This window comes from Anaeromusa sp., from assembly GCF_028691475.1.
Taxonomy (GTDB): Bacteria; Bacillota; Negativicutes; order Anaeromusales; family Anaeromusaceae; genus Anaeromusa.
The window spans coordinates 1-3,102 of the sequence record NZ_JAQUZF010000195.1; the positions used below are offsets into that span (position 1 = coordinate 1).

Annotated in this window: 3 protein-coding genes; all 3 read left to right on the forward strand. The window is 47.9% G+C overall.

The features are described from left to right. Positions 1 to 632 (forward strand): thiamine pyrophosphate-dependent enzyme (locus tag PHF27_RS14105; protein ID WP_300071452.1); only part of this gene is annotated, 632 nt, incomplete at its 5' end. A 1-nt stretch (position 633) separates the two neighbouring features. Then, positions 634 to 1,209, forward strand: a complete 576-nt coding sequence (locus PHF27_RS14110; RefSeq protein WP_300071455.1) for an indolepyruvate oxidoreductase subunit beta — start codon at positions 634 to 636, stop codon at positions 1,207 to 1,209. A 25-nt stretch (positions 1,210 to 1,234) separates the two neighbouring features. Continuing rightward, positions 1,235 to 2,869 (forward strand): class I adenylate-forming enzyme family protein, encoded by a 1,635-nt coding sequence (locus tag PHF27_RS14115; RefSeq protein WP_300071458.1) that lies wholly within the window; start codon positions 1,235 to 1,237, stop codon positions 2,867 to 2,869. The last annotated feature ends 233 nt before the right edge of the window (positions 2,870 to 3,102 follow it).

Genomic DNA, 3,102 nt, shown 5'->3' on the forward strand with positions numbered 1-3,102 from the left:
TTTGTATGGGCGCCGCGCCAAGCATAGGACATGGGGCGCAGAAAGTCTTCGATAAGTTCCATGAAAACATGCGTGTTATTTCGACCATCGGCGACTCCACTTTCTTCCATACGGGCATCAACAGCATTATGAACATAGCCTATAACCGCAGTAAAACCATTACCGTTATTCTCGATAACCGGATAACCGGCATGACTGGTCACCAAGATCATCCTGGTACAGGTTTTACGCTACAGGGGATGCCGACGAAGGCGCTGGCCATCGAAGCGGTAGTCAAGGCGCTAGGCATTGACTATGTGCGAACCGTCAATCCCCTAAACCTTCGGCAAGTACGGGATGCTCTTGATTGGGCCCTTGCCTTGGATGAGCCGTCGGTTATTATTACCCGCTGGCCCTGTGTATTGAAAAAGCAATCGCCCCAAGACAAGGAAGAATTCGGCAATTATATGGCAACTTGCAAAGTTGACACAGACGAGTGCATCGGCTGCCAAATGTGCGTCAACACAGGCTGCCCGGCTCTTAGATTCGATCAAGAAACGGAAAAAGCAGCCATCGATCCAGTTCAATGCGTCGGCTGTGAAGTATGCGTGCAACTATGTCCGGCTAAAGCCGCAGTAAAGGTAGGTGAATAATATGTCTGAGGTAAAAAACATACTGCTAGTGGGCGTAGGGGGGCAGGGAACCATTTTAGCAAGCAAGATTTTGTCCAATGGCCTGGTGAGCGCCGGTTATGATGTCAAGATGTCCGAAGTACATGGCATGGCCCAGCGCGGCGGCAGCGTCAGCACCCAGGTGCGCTATGGAAAAAAAGTATACTCGCCGATTATCGGCAAGGGGCAGGCGGACATACTTGTTTCCTTTGAAACCATGGAAGCGCTCCGCTGGCTCGAATATTTGGCGCCAACAGGCAAAGTCGTCGTTAATGACTACCAGATTCCCTCCGCGCCGATCCTCATGGGCAAACGAGAGTATCCCGCCGGAGTGCTGGAGCTGCTAAAGGAGAAAGCTGATACAACCGTTATCTGTGCCGCCCAAATCGCCGAGCGCTTGGGGAACGCCAAGGCGATGAACGTAGTTTTGTTCGGCGCTCTGGTAAAGGCCATGAAAATTGACTATATCGATTGGGAAGAAGTGATTAAGACCAGTGTTAAAGCAAGCGCGGTTCCAGTCAATCTCCTTGCCTTCCAGGAAGGCTTGAAGGTAAAGTAAGCGAGGATGAAAAGGAGCAAAGAAAATGCCCATAACGGAAATACTGTCCCGCAACGCCTCCTTATATGGTGACAAGGTCAGTTTAGTTGAAATAAATCCCGAGTTACAGGAAAAACACGAAGTTTCCTGGCAAGAGTATGAGTTGATTGAAACCAATCCTGCTGCGAGCTTTCGCCGCCAAATGACATGGTGTGAATTTGATGCTACAACAAACCGTTTTGCCAATTTGCTCCTAGGCCGTGGTATAAAAAAAGGCGATAAAGTGGCGATTCTTTTAATGAATTGTCTGGAATGGCTGCCGATTTATTTCGGAATCCTCAAAGCTGGCGCCGTGGCCGTACCTTTAAACTTTCGCTACGATGCCGAGGAAATAAAATATTGTCTGGAACTTGCGGAAGTGGTCGCGCTGGTTTTTGGACCGGAGTTTGTCGATCGTATCGAAGTCATATATGAAAAAGTTCCACAGGTAAAAACACATTTTTATGTAGGCGAAAACGGCCTTGCTTTTGCTGAAAACTACTCGCAGCTTGAACGATCGTACTCAGAGAAAGAACCGGAAATTGAGCTTGCTGCTGACGATGATGCCGCTATCTATTTTTCTTCCGGCACAACGGGCTTTCCCAAAGCCATTCTACATACTCATAACAGCCTGCTTTCTTCCTGCTACACGGAGCAGCAGCATCACCAGCAAACAACACAGGACACTTTTTTATGCATTCCGCCTCTCTATCATACCGGAGCAAAAATGCATTGGTTTGGCAGCTTTTTAGTAGGAGGAAAGGCGGTTTTGCTGCGCGGCGTCAAGCCCTCCTGGATTCTAAAGGCAGTCTCGGAAGAACAAGCTACCATTGTCTGGCTGCTTGTTCCCTGGGCTCTGGATATTCTGAACGCTCTCGAAAGCGGCGAGTTGAGTCTAGATAATTATACCCTTGAGCAATGGAGACTCATGCATATTGGCGCGCAGCCGGTTCCTCCCAGCTTGATTCGTCGCTGGAAAAATTACTTTCCTACCCATAGCTATGATACAAACTACGGATTGAGCGAATCCACCGGGCCAGGATGCGTCCATCTTGGCCTTGAAAACATTCATAAGGTGGGAGCTATCGGCAAAGCGGGCTTTAAATGGAAGACGAAAATTGTTGATGAAACAGGCAGCCTGGTTCCGGCAGGCGGCATAGGGGAGCTTGTCGTGAAAGGGCCTGGGGTGATGAAATGTTACTATAACGCCCCTGAAGCTACGGCTGCGGTGTTGAAAGAAGGCTGGCTTTTTACCGGCGATATGGCACGAATGGATGAAGACGGTTTTATTTACTTAGTTGACCGCAAAAAAGATGTGATTATTTCTGGAGGCGAAAATCTCTACCCGGTGCAGATTGAAGATTTTCTGCATCGGAATCATGCTGTCAAAGACGTCGCTGTCATTGGCCTGCCGGACCCGCGCCTTGGGGAAATCGCAGCAGCAATCATAGAAGTTAAGCCCCATTGCCAGTGCACAGAGGAGGAAATAAGAGAGTTTTGTTCTTCCTTGCCGCGCTACAAACGTCCGCGCAAAATTATTTTTGCCGACATTCCGCGTAATCCTACGGGTAAAATTGAAAAGCCAAAGCTACGAGAAAAATATTGCGCAGCCCATTTGGTTGCTGACCAAAGCCAAAGTTAAAGTTAACTCAAAACAAGTTACGGGGAACTGGATTTAAACAAGAGTCGCGGTGAGAATCGGAGGGCTCGAATGAGGGTTTCCACGGCAATATTCGTGTTTTGAAGACTAAAAAAGGTTCTATAATAAATGTTGGGGTAAGCACGCAAGAGCATGTTTACCTCAACATTTTTTTGCACAAAAAAATGAGCATAAAGTAAATAACTCACATACAATTAAAGTTGCTACACACCAAT

What these genes read in the sequence shown, in the direction of transcription:
- PHF27_RS14115 (WP_300071458.1), top strand. Translation starts at nt 1,235, where the DNA reads ATGCCCATAACGGAAATACTGTCCCGCAACGCCTCCTTATATGGTGAC.
- PHF27_RS14110 (WP_300071455.1), top strand. Translation starts at nt 634, where the DNA reads ATGTCTGAGGTAAAAAACATACTGCTAGTGGGCGTAGGGGGGCAGGGA.